This is a genomic window from Acidimicrobiia bacterium (assembly GCA_036396535.1).
In the GTDB taxonomy this organism is placed as follows: Bacteria; Actinomycetota; Acidimicrobiia; order Spongiisociales; family UBA5794; genus DASWKR01.
The window spans coordinates 1-16420 of record DASWKR010000042.1 but is presented as its reverse complement, the minus strand read 5'-3'; the positions used below and the strand labels follow the sequence as shown (position 1 = coordinate 16420).

The following is a 16420-nucleotide window of genomic DNA, read 5'->3' as shown; positions in this document are numbered from 1 at the left end:
CTAGAGCTCGTCGATCGCCGAAGCAAGTGACGTGTCACGCTCCGTGAGGACGCCCTCCGAATGGGTGCTGAGAACGAGCGTCACCTTGTTCCATCGGATGTCGATGTCCGGATGGTGGTCGGCGACCTCGGCGGCGAGCGCCACCTGTGTCACGAAGCCCATCGCGTCCCTGAAGTCCCTGCGCACGAACGTCCTGCTGATCGACTCGCCCTCGAGCGCCCAGTCCGGGTGCTCCTCGAGGAACACGCCGCGGGATTCGTCGTCGAGTCGCGTCATCACACGCCTCCTCATCTGCCACTCGGGAACCAGGGTAAGCCGGACGGCGGACTATCCGGGTGATCCCGGTGCCCGGCACCGCGCAGGCGTCGTGCGCCGTTACCCTCGCGGCTGGAGGACACCTGCAATGGCGTTGCGACACGACCAGGGGATAGTGCTGCGCTCCTATCCGTTCGGAGAGGCCGACCGTGTCGTGGTTCTGCTGAGCCCCAATCGAGGGAAGCTCCGTACCGTCGCCAAGGGTGTCAGGAAGACCAGGAGCCGGTTTGGGGGGCGCCTCGAGCCGTTCTCCCACGTCGACCTGGTGCTCTACGAGGGCCGCAACCTCGACACGATCACTCAGGTATCCCTCATCGAGCCGTTCCATCGACTCCGCAACGACCTCGACCGGGTCGTCGCCGCCGGGACGATGGTCGAGGTGGCGGACGCCGTCTCGGCGGAAGGCGAGTCGTCGGTGCGGCTGTTCCTCCTGCTGCAGCGGGGTTTGCGTGCTCTCGACACCGTCACAGAACCGCACCCCGACCTGGTCACCTCGTTCCTCCTCAAGTCGGCGGGGACGGTGGGTCTGGCGCCGGCGCTCGAGGCGTGCGCAGGATGCGGGCGCCGAGAAGAGCTGAGCCGGTTCAGCTTTCCCTCCGGCGGGGTGCTCTGCGAGCGGTGCCGCACCCCCGGCGCCTACGCGTTGCGAGCCGGTCTGACGGGCTACCTGGCTGCGGTAGCTGCCGCCGATCTCGCTGCTCTCCCGGCTGTCGATCCTCACCTCTCGAGGGACGCGATGGGCGTGGCGAGACGGTTCCTCGAGTACCACCTCGAGAGGCGGCTCGAGAGCCTGGCGGTGCTCGATGTCTGACCAGGGCGAATACGCTCCCGGCGTCGACCGCGCCCGCGTCCCGAGGCACGTGGCGCTGATCATGGACGGCAACGGCCGATGGGCGGAGGCGAGGGGCTACCCGAGGACAGCCGGCCACGCCCAGGGGGAGCCGGCGCTCTTCGACGTCATCGACGGTGCCCGGCTCCTCGGCGTCGAGTGGCTCACGGCGTACACGTTCTCCACGGAGAACTGGACCCGGTCGGCCGACGAGGTCGAGTTCCTCATGCACTTCAACGCAGACGTGCTGGAGCGGCGCCGCGACCAACTCCACGCCGCCAACACCCGGATCATCTTCATCGGTGACCGCCACGACCCTCGCGTGCCTGATGCGCTCCGGTCCCGGATCGCTTCGGCTGAGAGCCTCACCGAGCACAACACCGGCATGACGACCGTGTTCGCATTCAACTACGGGGGCCGCTCCGAGCTCGTCGCAGCCGCCAGGGCGATCGCCCAGCAAGCGGCAGCGGGCGGGCTGTCATCCGTCGACGAGAAGGTGTTCGCCTCCCACCTCTCCGTGCCGGACATGCCGGACGTCGACCTCGTCATCCGCAGCTCCGGTGAACATCGCACGTCGAACTTCCTCCCGTGGCAGGCGGCCTACGCCGAGTACGTGTTCAGCCCGGTGCTCTGGCCGGACTTCGACAGGGAGGTACTGGCGGCGTGCATCGAGGAGTACCAGGCCAGGGAGCGCCGCTTCGGCAAGGCCTGACCGAGGACGCCGGTGTTGGCGGCGTGGTCCCGGGCGGGCCCATTAGGGACCTTCGGCCGTGGTCGATCGGATGCTCATTCGTGATCCTCGCCACAACTCGATCTTCACAGTGGAGGACCAGTCGTGGCGGAGTCTCGCTCGTTCACAGGCCAGGGCAAGCTGTTCGACATCTTCGTGATCCTCGCGGTCGTGCTGGCGATCGGTGTCGTCGTCGTGGCCGGTATCAGCGCGGCGCGAGGTGAGACGACGGTCGCCGCGCAGCCGGACGGCGACGGGGCAGCACCCACGGTCGAAGGCCAGGCGATCACGGCACACGTCTCACTCTCCGAGTACAAGATCACCGGTGACCTCATGGTCCCGCCGGGCCACATCCAGCTGGCCGTCCACAACGACGGCAGCGCCGAGCACAACCTCATCGTCCAGGGCATCGGCGGCACCGACGGCAACATCCAGAGCGGCGCAAGCGAGACCGTCGACCTCGGCGAGCTCGGCCAAGGCACGTATCAGCTCATCTGCAGCGTCGCCGGGCACGAGGCGTCCGGTATGCATGCGGTCCTGACCGTGCAGTCGGGGGCGCCGACGCCGACCGGCGAGGGGACGCGCGGTGGCGAGGACACCGACTGGGCGGCTCTCGACCAGGCGATGATGGACAGCATCCTCGCCTTCCCTGCCGAGACGGAGGGCAAAGGGAACCAGCCGCTCGAGCCGGCGATCCTGGAGGACGGGACGAAGCAGTTCGACCTCACCGTCGCCATCACGCCGTGGGAGGTCGAGCCGGGGCGGGTCGTCGATGCCTGGACGTACAACGGACAGGTTCCGGGCCCTGCGATCAGGGTCGACGTGGGCGACAACGTGCAGGTCGTCGTGCACAACGAGCTCCCCATGGGCACCGACGTTCACTGGCACGGCATCGCGACCCCGTTCGCCATGGATGGCGTCGCCCCGATCACCCAGGAGCTCATCGACTCCGGTGAGGACTTCACGTACGAGTTCGAGGCTCGCGCCCCGGCCATCGGCATGTACCACGCCCATCACCACGGCCAGATGCAGGTGACGAACGGGCTCTTCGGGACGTTCATCATCGGCGACACGCCGATCCCGTACGGGCAGACGATCTCGGGCGTGACGATTCCAGAAGATCTCGAGATCTCGCAGGAGATACCGCTCGTGCTCAACGACGCAGGCGTCATCGGCTTCTCGCTCAACGGAAAGTCGTTCCCGGCCACCGAGCCGTACGTGGTCAGCGAGGGAGACTGGATCGCCGCCCACTACTACAACGAGGGTCTCCAAGTGCACCCGATGCACCAGCACCAGTTCAAGCAGCTCGTCTTCGCCAAGGACGGTGTTCCGCTCGATCATCCGTATTGGGCCGACACGGTGCTCGTCGCCCCGGGCGAGCGGTACTCGGTGCTGATGCACCCGGACGAGACCGGGATCTGGGTGTGGCATTGCCACATCCTCACGCACGTCGAGCGTGAGGAGGGCATGTTCGGCATGGTGACCGCCCTCATCGTCGAGGTGGCGTGACCTCCTCAACGAGGAGGCGTGACCTCGAGGTTTCCCGAGTTGAAGGGGCTCGGGAAACCTCGGACCTCCCGTGGGCGGCTCCCCGGCCGTCCGCATCGTGGCCGGGAGGCGGTGCCCGACAACTACCATCCGCGGCCATGCCCGCCGACTTCGACACGATCGTCAACCTCGCCAAGAAGCGGGGATTCGTCTTCCAGTCGTCGGAGATCTACGGGGGCCTACGGTCGGCGTACGACTATGGGCCGCTCGGTGTGGAGATGCTCCGCAACGTCAAGGAGCAGTGGTGGCATTCGATGGTGCGGACCCGCGACGACGTGGTCGGGATCGACACTGCGGTGATCCAGGCACCGGAGGTCTGGGAGGCGTCCGGCCACGTGGCATCGTTCACGGATCCCCTCGTCGAGTGCCGCAACTGCAACAGCAGGCATCGGCTCGACAAGCTCGAGGATGCCGACCAATGCCCGACGTGCGGCATGCGCGGCACGTTCACGGAGCCCAGGCAGTTCAACCTCATGTTCCGCACCCAGATGGGGCCGGTCGAGGACGCCGGCGAACAGGTGTACCTCCGCCCGGAGACCGCCCAGGGCATCTTCATCAACTTCGAGAACGTCCGGCGCACCGCGAGGATGAAGCTGCCGTTCGGCATCGCCCAGATCGGCAAGGCCTTTCGGAACGAGATCACACCCGGCCAGTTCGTCTTCCGAACCCGCGAGTTCGAACAGATGGAGATGGAGTACTTCTGCCATCCGAAGGACGCCGAGACGTGGTTCCGCTACTGGGTCGACGAGCGCAGGCGCTGGTACACCGACCTCGGGATGAGCGAGGAGGCGCTGCGGCTGCGCGAGCACGAGAAGGACGAGCTCTCGCACTACTCGGCCGGCACGTTCGACGTCGAGTACCGCTTCCCGTGGGGCTGGGACGAGCTGGAGGGCATCGCCAACCGGACGGACTTCGACCTCAAGGCACACGCCGAACACTCCGGCAAGGACCTCATGTACTTCGACCAGGACACAGACGACCGCTTCTACCCGTATGTCATCGAGCCGGCTGCCGGAGCGACGCGAACGACGTTTGCCTTCCTCATCGACGCCTACGACGAGGAGGACGTGAAGGGCGAGATCAGGGTGGTGATGCGCCTCGACAGCCGCCTCTCCCCGATCAAGGTTGCGGTGCTCCCGCTTTCCAAGAAGTCCGAGCTCATCGAGGTCTCCGAGCGGTTGGCGGCCGAGCTACGACCGCGGTGGACCGTCGAGCACGACGTCACCCAAGCGATCGGGCGGAGATACAGGCGCCAGGACGAGATCGGCACGCCGTACTGCGTGACGATCGACTTCGACACGCTCGAGGATCACCAGGTCACCGTGCGCGATCGGGACACGATGGCGCAGGATCGGGTCTCACTCGACAAGGTCGGCGACTACCTGGGTGAGCGGCTCTGAGGCCGTACAGTCGAACCGACGTGGTCGAGTCCCCAGGAGCAGTCACCGCCCTCGAGCCTGCCGGCCTGCGTGGCGATATGACCCGTGATCATCGATGAACGGTCGGTTGCGCTTCGGAGACTTCTTCTCGGCCAGGACGAGGAGCGCCCAGTTCGGCAGCACCGACTGGGAGGAGATCGCCGACAGCCTCGGCGTTTCGGTCGATCATTCCCTGGGCGGTGGTGATGCGTTCTTCGGCTCGCGGGGCGAGCTTGCGGTGGCGATCGGTAGGGTCGTGGCCGGCGATCGGTTCGTCACTCGGTACCGCATCCACTATCCGGCGTTCGAGTTCGGCCTGCAGATGCTCGGCCGAGACCACGAGCCGGCCTTCGAGCCGCGCCGCCTGCCGGTGGTGTCGACCGGGTGGGAGGGCCTCGACTCGCTCATCGTGACGAGAACGGACGACGAGGAGGCGCTTCGCCGCTGGCTCAGCGACGACAAGGCGAACCTGCTTCGCGATCTCTTCCGGGCGTACCGGCCCATCGAGGTGACGAGCATCGCCATGGTCCACGAGTCGCAGCTAACGGACTCGGTCGACCAGCTCGTGCAGAAGGGCCGCGACCTCATCGCGTCGGCGAGCGCCCTGCGAGTCATGCCCGCCGTCGTCGAGCAACCGACCCCGCCGCCCGCCAGGCTCGACATCCTCGGCGAACCCCGGCCGCCGGCTGCCGTCGATGAGCCGGTAGCCGGCCGGGCTCCCGACCAGGCTCCCGAAGCCGCTATCCCGACGCCGCCGACTCTCGACACCGCCGTCCTCGACAGGATCGTGACAACGATGTTCTCAGGGAATGCGCTGAGCTTCGCCGTGGACCGCGAGCTGGAGGATCTCATCGGCTCCCGGGTCCGGTGGGAAGGGTCGCTTCGCTCGCTCAGGGCGTACACGTCCGATCTCGACCTCGGGTCGATACCGGGCACCAAGGCAACGGTGACCGTCCGACAGGTCACGGGCGAGTCGGCCGGCAGCTCACTCGTCGACGCCACCGTCGGTCTGCCTTCCGACACCGGCAGCGGCATCGAGCGAGGCGACCCCGTGGTCATCGAGGGAACTATCGCCCGCATCGACTCGCTGATGCGGTCCATCGTCCTCGCCGACGGCACCATCGCCCTCCGCTAGCCGAGCCGCATCGGGGGTGGCTGGGCGGGGCACCCGGGTGGATCCTGTGTCACCGGTACACTCGCCTGGTGGCCTATTCCCGCGAAGACATCGACAGGGTGCGGGAGCGCACAGACCTCGCCGAGCTCGCCGCTGAGGTGACGAAGGTCAAGCGGAGCGGCCGCTCGATCATGGCCGTCTGCCCGTTTCACCAGGAGAAGACACCGTCGCTGTCGATCGATCCGGCTCGCGGGCTCTACCACTGTTTCGGGTGCGGCAAGGGCGGCGACGTGTTCCAGTGGGTCCAGGAGACCCACGGTCTCGACTTCGTGGGTGCACTGGAGCTGCTGGCGAGGCGGGCCGGCGTGACGCTCACCGAGGACCCGGCGGCGGAGCGACGTCGCGGGCACCGCGAGGAGTTGATCGCCGCCGTCGCTGCGGCCGTCGACTTCTATCACGATCGTCTCAAGGTCGGATCGGACGCCGCGTCGGCGAGGGCATACCTGCGCAATCGAGGCTATGACGCCTCCGTCGTATCGGAGTTCAAGCTGGGCTACTCGCCCGATGCCTGGGACGGGCTCGTCAAGCACCTCGGCGGGCTGAAGATATCGGAGGCGGCGCTCGTCGGGGCGGGCCTGGCGTCCAGGAGCAGGCAAGGACGCCTCGTCGACCGGTTCCGGAGCCGCGTGATGTTCCCGATCTACGACACTCGAGGTGATCCGGTCGGGTTCGGCGCTCGTCAGCTCGACGGGGAGCCACCGAAGTATCTCAACACCTCCGAGACACAGATCTATCACAAGTCCTCGCTGCTCTACGGCCTCAACCTGGCCAAGGGGGAGATCGTGCGCCAGGGCGAGGCGGTGGTGGTGGAGGGGTACACCGACGTGATCGCCTTCCACCAGGCAGATCTCCCGGTGGCGGTCGCCACATGCGGCACGGCGCTCGGCGAGGAGCACCTCGACCTCTTGAGGCGCTTCACGGAGCGGGTCGTCCTCGCATTCGACGCCGACGAGGCAGGGGCGGGGGCGGCGCTGCGCGGATTCGAGAAGTCGGTCCCAGGTGACCTCGACCTGCGGGTCGCCTTGCTTCCCGAGGGTCGTGACCCCGCCGAGATCGTCGCCATGGGGGAGCGGGCGATCCTGCTCAAGGCGATCGACGAGTCGATTCCCCTCCTCCAGTTCCGAATCGAGAAGGAGCTGCAGTCGTTCGATCTCGACGAGGCCGAGGCGCGCGGCAGAGCGGTCCGTGCCGTGATCCCCGTCATCGCGGCGCATCCCGACCCGCTCGTCAGGCACGAATACGCGGTCCTCGTGTCCCGGCGGACCGGGGTGGAGCTGCGCGCCGTCGAGGATGCTCTCGCAAGGGCGACCCAACCGCACCGGACCGCCAGGCGCACCCAAGGAACCGGCGAGCAGCTGACCGGCGAGCACAAGGCGGAACGTGAGTTGCTTCGCCTCCTCCTCGCCAACGACCACGGGCTTGCCGGACACGAGATCGACGCCGACCTGTTCACCGACGCGCTCCATCGGGAGGCGTACGGTCTGATCGCCCCCGCCATCGAGCGTCTCGCCCCGGGGGTGCCGCCCGACCTCGGCGCCGTGATCGGAGGCGACGCCTCGGATGCCGTCAGCCTCCTCCGGCGTCTGGCGCTCGTCGACATGCCGCCCGCCACCGCAGACGAAGTCGTGATAAGGCTCAAGCTCGGTGCGGTCGAACGCCGAATCGAACACTTGCGCACCGAGATCGACAGGAGCGGGCCCGGCCAGGGCGAAGGACATTCCGACAAGTTCGCCGAGTTGATAGCGTTGGAGCGCCGAAGACGAGACCTGCGGAGGCGTGAGTGACCGAACTGGAACGAGCCGTGCTGGAGCGCCTCATGCAGAGAGGCAAGCAACGCGGCTTCCTCATCGCCACCGAGGTGCACCAGGAGCTGGAAGACGCAACCGCCCCCCCCGAGTCCTTCGACGACGTGTTCGTGGCCCTCCTCGAGGGCGGTATCGCGGTGCGTGAGGACTCGAACGACGCCCTCGCCGCCACGGCGCTCACGAACGATGAGCTCGTGCACGTCTCCGATCCCGTCCGTATGTACCTGCAGGAGATCGGCCGCTACCCGCTGCTCACGCCGCAGCAGGAGGTCGAGCTGGCGATGCAGATGGAGACGGGGATGCGAGCCGACGAGAAGCTCGATTCCGTCGAGGAGCTGTCGCCCGGGGAGCGGGCGATACTCGAGCGCGCCGCCCGCCAGGCGGACAGGGCCCGCAAACGCCTCGTCGAATCGAACCTGCGCCTCGTCGTCTCGATCGCCAAGAAGTACGTCGGCCGGGGATTGTCTCTACTCGACCTCATCCAGGAGGGCAACCTCGGCTTGATCAGGGCGGTCGAGAAGTTCGACTATCGCAAGGGCTTCAAGTTCTCCACCTACGCAACGTGGTGGATTCGGCAGGCGGTGACCCGGGCGCTGGCCGATCAGGCGAGGACGATCCGCGTGCCGGTTCACATGGTCGAGACGATCAACAAGCTCGCTCGGTCGCAGCGCTCGCTGATGCAGGATCTCGGCCGGGAGCCGACGATCGAGGAGATCGCGGTGGAGATGGAGATGGAGCCCGACCGGGTGTCCGAGCTGCGCAGGATCGCCCAGGACCCGCTCTCGCTCGAGTCACCGCTCGGCGAGGAGGACGAGTCGACCCTCGGCGACTTCGTCGAGGACACCGAAGCGGACGTGCCCGTGGAGGCCGCCTCCTTCCGCCTCCTCCAGGAGTACCTCTCGCTGGCGCTCGAGGGCCTCAACGAGAGGGAACGCCAGGTGCTCATCATGCGCTTCGGGCTGGCGGACGGGAAGATCCGCACGCTCGAAGAGGTCGGCGCCCACTTCAGGGTCACCAGGGAGCGGATCCGCCAGATCGAGACGAAGGCGCTCGCCAAGCTCCGTCAGCCGGCACGGGCGCGCAAGCTCGAGGGCTACCTCGAGGGTGCATGATCGTGGCGATCACCGGCACGCACACGCTCGTCTAGACCCCGGACCCAGAGGCGGTGCCTGCGGAACGGCGGATCGAGCTTCCCACGCTGTGGAGCCGTTCGCTCATCGCAGAGCGCGTCGCCGCCGTTCCGGCGTCGGCGAGGTAGCCGACGTCGTCGAGCACCCGGCGGATCGGTGGGTTCTCGGCGATGGTCCTGGCGATACCGCGGATCTGCTCGTATCGCTGACGGCCGGCCTTGGCCCCGAGCACGTATCCGATCCCGAAGCCGGCCATCAAGGCGGTTCGTCGTTTCATCATCGACATTCTTGCACCCTCGGGCTTCCACCGACCCGGCGACAGGTCCGTGTGTATTGTGCACAAATCACCCTCGACACGGCGCGCTGCCCGGCTCCAGGTCGCCGCGCCGTCTGCGAGGCGGTGCCTGAGTTGGAGATCATGTGACCGCAGACCTCGACAACCATCCAGGGCTCGCTCTCTCCGGGCTGTGTGCATCGGCCCGAAACGGGTGGCCGCCTCCGGCACTCGTCGAACCGGACTGAGCTCCAGACGTGGCGGCCCCGATGCCGGAGCCTTCGAGCTTCCGTGTGCGCTCGCTGTCGACCTCCGTCTACCTGCCGACGTTCCTGTTCGCCGTCGGCCAGGGCGCCACGCTGCCGATCCTGCCGTTGCTGGCATTGAGCCTCGGCGCTTCCGTGCCGGCGGCCGGGGCGATCGTCGCTCTGCGAGGCATCGGCACGTTCATGTTCGACGTGCCGGCCGGGCTCATCGTCGCCAGGCTCGGGGAACGCAAGGGCATGGCCATCGGCACCGTCATCCTGGCGGTCGTCGGCGTGGGGATCGCCATGCGGCCGTCACTCCCGCTGTACGCCGTCCTCGTGGGGATCATGGGCTGGGGCTGGGCGCTTTGGCTGCTCTCCCGCATGTCGTATGCGACCGAGATCTCGCCGCCGGAGTTCCGGGGCCGCGTGATGTCGATGCTCGGTGGCGTCAACCGCGTCGGGAACTTCGTCGGGCCGATCATCGGGGGCACGGCCGTGGCGATCTACGGCCTCGAGGCTGCCTTCGTGACTCAGGCAGTCGTGGCGCTGGCGGCGCTCGTGGCGCTCGCCCTCTTCACCGCCGAGACACCGCGGCGCGCCGAAGTCACGGTGCGGGCCTCGCTCGGCCGCATGAGAGACTCCTTCACGGGGCGACGGCGGCTGCTCGTGAGCGGGGGAGCGGTTTCGATCATCCTGCAGCTCATCAGGACGTCGCGTGACACGCTCATCCCGCTGTGGGGCGGTCACATCGGCGTCGCCGCCAGCGGGATCTCGTTCGTGTTCGCCGCCGGGTCGGCCATCGACATGCTGCTGTTCTATCCCGTCGGCCAACTCATGGACCGGTTCGGCAGGAAATGGGCAGGGGTTCCCGCCATGGCGTTGATGGCGACCGCGCTCGCTGTCATGACCCAGGCGTCCACCTTGACCGGGCTGGTGCTCGCCGGGGTGCTCTTCGGTTTCGGGAACGGGTTCGGGGCGGGGCTCGGCATGACGCTCGCTTCCGACCTCTCGCCCCGTGTCGGGCGCAACGAGTTCTTGGGCGGGTGGCGCCTCGTCAGCGACATCGGGGGCATCACGGGTCCGCTGACCGTTGCCGCCGTGACGTCTGTGGCGAGCCTCGCGGCGGCATGCCTGGCCATTGGCGGTATCGGCTTCGTGGGCGCCTCGGTTTTCTTGTGGATCTTCCCTGAGACGATGCCGATGAGTGAGGGACCGGCGAGCGATCCGTGACGCCATCACGGCTTCCTGGCGTGAAGGGACCGTGTAGTACCATCGCTCGCCTCCAGTCGGAGGAACCTTCCGGGGTAGCTCAATTGGCAGAGCGGCGGACTGTTAATCCGTAGGTTGTGGGTTCGAGTCCCACCCCCGGAGCCGGACGGAATCCGTGGCCCTGAACGGGTTCCTGCCTCCCCGAAGGATCGATTCACGAGGCCGATCGCGACCCCGGGGGCGGCGGAGAGGGCGCGCTGGGTGAGATGTTCGTCTCGTCAGGCGGTTGTCGGCACTGATCGCTTGATCATCAACCCAGCCGTCGAGAAGAGCCACAGCACGAAGAGAAGCTCGGACAGGAACCACGGATATTGGAACCACCCCTCATTGACAACAGAGCCAACACCGATTCCACCCGCCAGGCAAAGCGCAGCCACGACGATCCCATAGCCGCCCAGCAACCTCGGAAGTGATTCGTTGACCACGCCGGCCATCGTGAAGCCGAGAACGAAGGTCGCCCACGCGATGGCGTTGGCAACGAACATCACGCTGGCCAGACTCCATATGGTCATCAGCATCTCAGGTCGCGTATCCAGACTCCCGGCTTGCCACACCCCGGCCAGCTCGATCGAGTTCGAGACCGTTCCCACAGAGACGAGCCAAACCACGCCAGCCATGCCCATGACAGCCCAAGCTCGATGATGGCCCTCGGATGAACCTCTCGACAACCGATAGAGCCCTACCCCAAAGATGACCAAGAGAAAGAACACGCCAAACCTTGCCGTTGTCGAAGCCATGAGTGCTTCCGTATGCCCTTGCACATATGCCGCGATCTCACTGACTGGCGCGTTCGGGTCGGGGGTTTCGGATCCCAGCAGGATGAAGTTCAGGCTCAGGGCGAGGAGCCCGGCCAATAGACCGGCGATGCCACCGATTCGGATCGTGATCGCTTCGCCTCTCTCGGCGGGGGCGTTGCGTGTGTGGCTGTCTCTCAACTGAGTGTCCGTTGCCAAGGCGGCTCCTCCCTGTCAGACTTGGATGCCCACATACTCATTTAAGTAAGACCCCAGTGATCTGAGTGACACTACAACCACCCGACGATGGAGTCAATCGGCAATATCGAGCACCGCGGCGAGAGGCACAAGCGCGGGAGACGAGAGAGGCGATCATGGATGCGGCCCTCTCGTTGTTCATGAGACAAGGGTTTCAGAACACGTCCGTCAGACAGGTCGCCGAATGCGCCGAGGTCTCCGAGCAGACCATCTACAACATCTTCGAGGACAAGATCGGTCTGCTCAGAGACTCCACGGCCCATTACGTTGAGGTCCAGGGCAGCGACGCTGACGCTGGACTCCTCGACGCTCTCCGAAGCGAACCCAACCCCCTGAAAAGGATCCGTATCGCCGCACGAGACTCTCGGGAGACTTGGGAGAGCACCGCCCTGGAGCTCGAACTCATGGTGTTTCACGCCAACTCGTCCGATCCCAGACTCAAGGACCTCGAACGGATGGGACGCCAGTACAAGCTCGAGGGAGCATTGGCCGTCTGCGAACTCCTCTTTCCCGACGAGGTCAGAAGACCCGATCTCAGCCTGGAACAGATTGCAGAGCTAGTCACCGCAATCGACTCGGCAGCGACAGTGACCAGCCTCATGGAAACGGGCTGGACAATGGACCAATGGGAAGGTTGGGTTGCGGACTTCCTCAACCACTTCTTCGACCCGACATGGCTCAACGAACAGGGGTCTGCGCGTTGAGGTGGGCACATCGTGCGGTGGCCGGCCGCATCGTCACAGCCACCAGATCCACGACACGCCGGTGATCGGCGGATCGGCGAGGAACTCCCGGAGGGCGGCGATGAGGTTCCCCGGGTAGGCGAGTGTTGCCCGGTTGAACCGTCTCGGGTTGGTGAAGATCAAACCGGCGTGTGCCTCGCCCGCGCCGGCCCATTGCGTAGCGAGCGGCATGAAGTCCGCCACGTTCTCGGTGACCAGAGCACGTCCAGGAGCCGCAGCGTGGGTGAGGAGATCTTCATCCGACCTGCCGCGCAGTCCGGGATCGGCGGCGACCGCGATGACATCGAAGGACTGGTCATTGAGGCTGCCGGCGATGCTCGGAGCATGCATCTCGTCGAGAAGGGCCTTCACTTCTCGAGCAGTTCGCGTTGGCGCCGCCACGACGCTTCGGCCTCGTCGGCGAGGCGAGTGCGTTCGGCGACCAGCACGTCGTGCGGCCCGCGGCCGCACCGCCTTCTGGTCAGAAGCCCCGAGTGTTTTGGGACCTTCGCCTCTGGCATCGAGCTGTGGGCGCGGCAAAGTCCCGTAGCAATAGGAACGATCTGGCCACCCAGTGTCAAGTGGCCCGTTTGGCCTGTCACGCAGAGGAGGACCGATGAGGATCCCGCTGACTGTTGGCGCAGCCTTGGTGTTGCTTCTGGCCGCCTGTGATGGCGGTGGGACGAGCACCACAACTGCCTCAGAAGCGACGACTGCGACAACTGCGGTCTCGGCGACCACCACCGTTCCGGAAGCCACCACTACGGCCGCAGGCGTGACTACCTCGGCCCCGGGGGACGAGCATGAGGAGGGCCCGGTACGGACATTGGAGGCTCCCTTGGCCACGATCAACGTCGACGGGGATCCCGCCGATTGGGGCGGAATCGAAGGTCTTGATCTCACCTTGGAGGCTATCGAAGGCGAGGACGTCGAGCCTCTGGCGGCGACGGTGCAGGTGGCCCACGACGGGGAGTTCGTCTATGTGCTGTTCCAGGTCGAGGACGACTACAACTGGAACGCTGAGGATGCCCATCAGTCGGGGTCTTCTGCGGTCATGTGGCGGATCGACGCCGAGGCCGGGGAGCACATGGGAGCCGAGGAGCCGGATCGCGAGACCAGTCTGGGCATGGTCGACATCTGGCATTGGGAGCTCGAGTGCACCGCCGGAGAAGAGAATGGAGGGGCGGTGGCGGGTCCCGGTGACGGTGAGCCTGGCAACGACTCGGGGTGCAACTTCGATGACGAGTGGGCGACGATCCCCGACGAGCGTGAGGATGACAACAGTGCTACCGGTGAGAACAGCCTGTTGGGCGTCTGGAATCACACCAATCCTGTCGATGACGGGGAGGGGATCTGGATCTTCGAGATGCGGCGACCCCTCCAGACCGGTGATGAACACGACGGGCAACTGGAGGTGGCCGGCGCCTCGTCAGGCATGGCCTTGGCCTTCTGGGATCCGGATTTCGGGCCGGAGGGTTGGGAGGACGAAAGCCATGCCCAAAGTGCCAACCAGGGCTGGATCGAGGTGACGCTGGCGGCCGGCTAGCCGAAATAAGCGCGGGGGTGCCCATGGCGCCAAGAGATAGAGGTTGGGCTGAAGCCGGGCTGACCGGCCTGGGCATCGTGGGGTACTTTGCCCTGGCGACGGTCTGGCTGCCCTCCCGGGTGCTGCGGTTACCTGTCGTTGCCCAAGCCTCTCGGCCCGTGGCCGACCTCGTGGGCACGATGGTGTGGGCGGCTTTCCTGGTGCTGGGAATGTGGGGCCTGCGCGTAGCCCAGCGCAGGGGGTGGATCTGATGGAGACGCTCCGGTTTTTCGATCGCAACATCCCCTGTCTAGCCGCCTGTCCGGTTCACACCAACGCCGGCATGTATGTGGCCGCCATAGCCGACGGGGACGATCTGACCGCCTACCTGACAGCCCGCCTGCCTAACCCGTTCGCTTCGGTCTGCGGGCGGGTGTGTGCCGCCCCCTGCGAAGATGCCTGCCGGCGGGGTGAGATCGACCAGCCAATCGCCATCCGGGCGCTCAAACGTTTCGTCACCGAGCAATACGGGGTGGAGGCTGGGCCCAACGCCCGTTGGGCCCAGGTGGCAGCTCCACCTCGGACGTCGCGGCCCCAGAGCGTGGGGATTGTCGGCGGCGGACCCGCCGGCCTGGCGGCCGCTCACGATCTCCGTCTCCTCGGATACCGCGTAACCGTGTACGAGGCGACCGGGGAACTGGGCGGGATGATGGTGCTGGGGATCCCTGAGTATCGCCTCGACCGGCGGCTGCTGCGGGCCGAGATCGACGCAGTCGTCAGCCTGGGGGTCGAGGTGCGCCTGGACATCCGCCTGGGAACCGACGTCACGTTCGGCGATCTGAGGGAGCGCCACGATGCGATCTTCCTGGCGTTTGGCGCCTCGCTGGGACGCGGTCTCGACATCGACGGCCACCAGGCCGATGGGGTGTTCCGGGCATTGGAATTCCTCATCAACCTCAACCAGGGGTTCCACGTCGATGTAGGGAATCGTGTCGTGGTGATCGGTGGAGGCAACGTCGCCCTGGACGCCGCCAGAACGGCGCTGCGGGCCGCCGCCTACTCGGAGGCGCAGCGGTTCTCCGGCTTCGACGAGCCTGAGCCCCTCCCAGAGGCCAGCTTCACCGAGGCGGTGGACGTGGCGCGAAGTGCGGTAAGAGCCGGGGCCACCGACGTGACCGTGGTGTCCCTCGAGGCACGCCATGAGATGCCGGCCGCCGAATTCGAGATCCACGAAGCCCTTCTCGAAGGGATCAAGTTCGTCCACCGAAGGGGACCGGCTCGCATCCTGGTCGAAGACGACAGGGCGATAGGGGTCGAGACGGTCGGCGTGCTCTCGGTCTTCGATGAGACAGGCCGCTTCGCCCCAACGCTAGACCAGGAAGACCGGGAGGTCTTGGCCACCGACACCGTCATCCTCGCCATCGGTCAGGCAGTGGACCTGTCCGCACTTCAGCCGGACGGTCCCACCGCGAGTCGCCGGGGCACCATCGAGGTCGACTCCGAGACCCTGGCAACCTCCATCCCGGGTGTGTGGGCAGGAGGTGACGTCGTCCATGGCCCTCGTAGCCTGATCGAGGCGATCGCCGACGGGCGGCGAGCGGCGGCGTCGATCCACCGCGCCTTCGGGGGCGGACGAGAAGAAGACACTCCCGGCCGGATGGTGGTGCTCGACCAGTTCCACCGTCTACAAGACCCCTATGACCGTCAAGATCGGGTGTCGGTCCCTTCGCTCAGCACCGAGCGGCGTATCGGTCTTCGCGAGGTGGAGGTCGGATTCAGTGAGGAACAGGCTCGATGTGAGGCTCAGCGCTGTCTCCGCTGCTTCGCCAACATCCTGCTCGACGTCCACGCCTGCGTGCTCTGCGGGTTGTGTTCCGACGTCTGCCCGCTCGACCTGATAGCCCTGGTACCGGCCCCAGAGGTGGGGGGCACCGAGGGCACCGCCCTGCTCCTCGACGAATCCACCTGCATCCGTTGTGGCCTGTGCATCGAGAGGTGCCCGACCAATGCCCTGTCGATGGGTGTGTGGAACGGGGTCGGGGTTCCCGACAGGGTGCCGCTCAGCATCGGGAGCCTCTCATGAAGCTCGGGGAACAACTACGCCGGAGCGTCGTCGGACGGTCGATTGTGCGTCAGCCCACCCGAGAGACGGCGCGGGACCGGGCCGCGGCGCACTGGACAAGCTTTTTCCTCCACATCTACCCGGTGAAGGTACGGCGCGAGGAGGTTGGGTTCGGCTACTCCTGGTTCCTGGGCGTGGCCTCCTTCACTCTCTTCGTCTCACTGGTGGTGTCGGGGATCTATCTGATGTTCTTCTACGTGCCCAGCCCCGGCTCGGCCTACGGCAACATCCAGTTCCTGCAGAGCGAGGTGGGCTTCGGCCAGTTCATCCGGAACGTGCACCGCTGGTCGGCCCACCTCATGGTGGTGACCGTGGCGGC

The 16420-nt window shown here is 66.4% G+C and carries 16 protein-coding genes and 1 tRNA gene; 13 read left to right on the top strand and 4 right to left on the bottom strand.

From position 1 onward, the window contains the following. On the bottom strand, positions 1–276 hold the full coding sequence (locus VGC47_07330; GenBank protein HEX9855108.1) for a 4a-hydroxytetrahydrobiopterin dehydratase: 276 nt from the start codon (positions 274–276) through the stop codon (positions 1–3). A 127-nt stretch (positions 277–403) separates the two neighbouring features. On the opposite strand from VGC47_07330, the gene recO reads away from it, so the two are divergent. The 7 genes from recO to rpoD all read left to right on the top strand — a co-directional run bounded on the left by recO (position 404) and on the right by rpoD (position 8931). Beyond that, a complete protein-coding gene (recO, locus tag VGC47_07325) occupies positions 404–1126 on the top strand; it encodes a DNA repair protein RecO (protein HEX9855107.1) in 723 nt (240 codons plus the stop codon). After that, positions 1119–1856, top strand: a complete 738-nt coding sequence (gene uppS / locus VGC47_07320; GenBank protein ID HEX9855106.1) for a polyprenyl diphosphate synthase — start codon at positions 1119–1121, stop codon at positions 1854–1856. Before recO ends, uppS begins: the two co-directional genes overlap by 8 nt. Before the next feature lie 123 nt (positions 1857–1979). Beyond that, positions 1980–3383 (top strand): multicopper oxidase domain-containing protein, encoded by a 1404-nt coding sequence (locus VGC47_07315; GenBank protein ID HEX9855105.1) that lies wholly within the window; start codon positions 1980–1982, stop codon positions 3381–3383. Between the two features lie 137 nt (positions 3384–3520). Then, positions 3521–4822 (top strand): glycine--tRNA ligase, encoded by a 1302-nt coding sequence (locus tag VGC47_07310; protein ID HEX9855104.1) that lies wholly within the window; start codon positions 3521–3523, stop codon positions 4820–4822. Positions 4823–4916: 94 nt separating this feature from the next. After that, entirely contained in the window at positions 4917–5975 is a 1059-nt protein-coding gene (locus tag VGC47_07305) for a hypothetical protein (GenBank protein ID HEX9855103.1), read from the top strand. 68 nt (positions 5976–6043) lie between these two features. Then, positions 6044–7798, top strand: a complete 1755-nt coding sequence (gene dnaG, locus VGC47_07300; protein HEX9855102.1) for a DNA primase — start codon at positions 6044–6046, stop codon at positions 7796–7798. Further along, positions 7795–8931 (top strand): RNA polymerase sigma factor RpoD, encoded by a 1137-nt coding sequence (rpoD, locus tag VGC47_07295; protein HEX9855101.1) that lies wholly within the window; start codon positions 7795–7797, stop codon positions 8929–8931. The genes dnaG and rpoD overlap by 4 nt, the downstream gene beginning before the upstream one ends. Before the next feature lie 31 nt (positions 8932–8962). On the opposite strand, the gene VGC47_07290 is transcribed toward rpoD, so the two are convergent. Next, on the bottom strand, positions 8963–9226 hold the full coding sequence (locus VGC47_07290; GenBank protein ID HEX9855100.1) for a YtxH domain-containing protein: 264 nt from the start codon (positions 9224–9226) through the stop codon (positions 8963–8965). 254 nt (positions 9227–9480) lie between these two features. Here VGC47_07290 and VGC47_07285 point away from each other — a divergent pair, with 254 nt between their 5' ends. Together VGC47_07285 and VGC47_07280 are read left to right on the top strand one after the other, a co-directional pair. Continuing rightward, the gene (locus tag VGC47_07285) at positions 9481–10701 is read left to right on the top strand and encodes an MFS transporter (protein ID HEX9855099.1); all 1221 of its coding nucleotides are present in this window, start codon (positions 9481–9483) and stop codon (positions 10699–10701) included. Positions 10702–10769: 68 nt separating this feature from the next. Further along, positions 10770–10842, top strand: a tRNA-Asn gene (locus VGC47_07280). A gap of 116 nt (positions 10843–10958) precedes the next feature. Here the strand turns inward: VGC47_07280 and VGC47_07275 are convergent. Then, complete coding sequence (locus tag VGC47_07275) at positions 10959–11693, bottom strand: hypothetical protein (GenBank protein ID HEX9855098.1); 735 nt, start codon at positions 11691–11693, stop codon at positions 10959–10961. A 155-nt stretch (positions 11694–11848) separates the two neighbouring features. Between VGC47_07275 and VGC47_07270 the strand changes: the two genes are divergently transcribed. Continuing rightward, the gene (locus tag VGC47_07270; protein HEX9855097.1) at positions 11849–12436 is read left to right on the top strand and encodes a TetR/AcrR family transcriptional regulator; all 588 of its coding nucleotides are present in this window, start codon (positions 11849–11851) and stop codon (positions 12434–12436) included. 33 nt (positions 12437–12469) lie between these two features. Here VGC47_07270 and VGC47_07265 read toward each other — a convergent pair whose 3' ends face one another. Further along, on the bottom strand, positions 12470–12826 hold the full coding sequence (locus VGC47_07265) for a DUF5615 family PIN-like protein (GenBank protein ID HEX9855096.1): 357 nt from the start codon (positions 12824–12826) through the stop codon (positions 12470–12472). Positions 12827–13070: 244 nt separating this feature from the next. Between VGC47_07265 and VGC47_07260 the strand changes: the two genes are divergently transcribed. The 3 genes from VGC47_07260 to VGC47_07250 form a co-directional block, all read left to right on the top strand. Further along, positions 13071–14000, top strand: a complete 930-nt coding sequence (locus VGC47_07260; protein HEX9855095.1) for an ethylbenzene dehydrogenase-related protein — start codon at positions 13071–13073, stop codon at positions 13998–14000. 580 nt (positions 14001–14580) lie between these two features. Beyond that, entirely contained in the window at positions 14581–16062 is a 1482-nt protein-coding gene (locus VGC47_07255; protein HEX9855094.1) for an FAD-dependent oxidoreductase, read from the top strand. Continuing rightward, positions 16059–16420 (top strand): cytochrome B6 (locus tag VGC47_07250; protein HEX9855093.1); only part of this gene is annotated, 362 nt, incomplete at its 3' end. The genes VGC47_07255 and VGC47_07250, both read left to right, overlap by 4 nt.

Coding starts and splice junctions, on each gene's coding strand:
- VGC47_07330 (HEX9855108.1), bottom strand. CDS start 276: ATGACGCGACTCGACGACGAATCCCGCGGCGTGTTCCTCGAGGAGCAC.
- VGC47_07260 (HEX9855095.1), top strand. CDS start 13,071: ATGAGGATCCCGCTGACTGTTGGCGCAGCCTTGGTGTTGCTTCTGGCC.
- uppS (HEX9855106.1), top strand. CDS start 1,119: ATGTCTGACCAGGGCGAATACGCTCCCGGCGTCGACCGCGCCCGCGTC.
- VGC47_07305 (HEX9855103.1), top strand. CDS start 4,917: ATGAACGGTCGGTTGCGCTTCGGAGACTTCTTCTCGGCCAGGACGAGG.
- VGC47_07310 (HEX9855104.1), top strand. CDS start 3,521: ATGCCCGCCGACTTCGACACGATCGTCAACCTCGCCAAGAAGCGGGGA.
- VGC47_07270 (HEX9855097.1), top strand. CDS start 11,849: ATGGATGCGGCCCTCTCGTTGTTCATGAGACAAGGGTTTCAGAACACG.
- VGC47_07290 (HEX9855100.1), bottom strand. CDS start 9,226: ATGAAACGACGAACCGCCTTGATGGCCGGCTTCGGGATCGGATACGTG.
- recO (HEX9855107.1), top strand. CDS start 404: ATGGCGTTGCGACACGACCAGGGGATAGTGCTGCGCTCCTATCCGTTC.